The sequence below is a fragment of the Pseudomonas gebzensis genome, from assembly GCF_034427815.1.
Classification (GTDB): domain Bacteria; phylum Pseudomonadota; class Gammaproteobacteria; order Pseudomonadales; family Pseudomonadaceae; genus Aquipseudomonas.
The window spans coordinates 1-463 of sequence record NZ_JAXQNS010000046.1 but is presented as its reverse complement, the minus strand read 5'-3'; the positions used below and the strand labels follow the sequence as shown (position 1 = coordinate 463).

At 56.4% G+C, this 463-nt stretch carries 1 protein-coding gene; it reads left to right on the top strand.

All coding sequences use genetic code 11. From position 1 onward, the window contains the following. Nucleotides 1-463 (top strand): immunoglobulin-like domain-containing protein (locus SJI00_RS22400; RefSeq protein ID WP_322463862.1); only part of this gene is annotated, 463 nt, incomplete at both ends.

Sequence of the window (463 nt, the reverse complement as noted above, 5' to 3'; positions counted from 1 at the left end):
TCTACACCGCCTCCGTTAACGCTCCGGTTACCAATACCCCGGTTACCGTTAAGCTCGCCAACGGCGAGACCATTACCATCGCAGTAGGCCAGAGCTCCGGGACAGTAACGACGGCAGTCAGCAACGATGTGTACGTCGGCCATGACTCGGTCAGCAACAGCATCACTACCGTTTCCGGCGGCAACTACGAAAGCCTGGTTGCCAACAAAACTGCTGTCACCACAACCGTGACCGACACCGTCGATACTTCGACCGTGACTCTGACTGCCACTCCTTCGATTGCCGAAGGTGGCTCGATCATCTACACCGCCTCCGTTAACGCTCCGGTTACCAATACCCCGGTTACCGTTAAGCTCGCCAACGGCGAGACCATTACCATTGCAGTAGGCCAGAGCTCTGGCACCGTCAGTACTCCAGTGACCAACGACGTGTACGTCGGTCATGCAGCTGTGAATAACAGCAT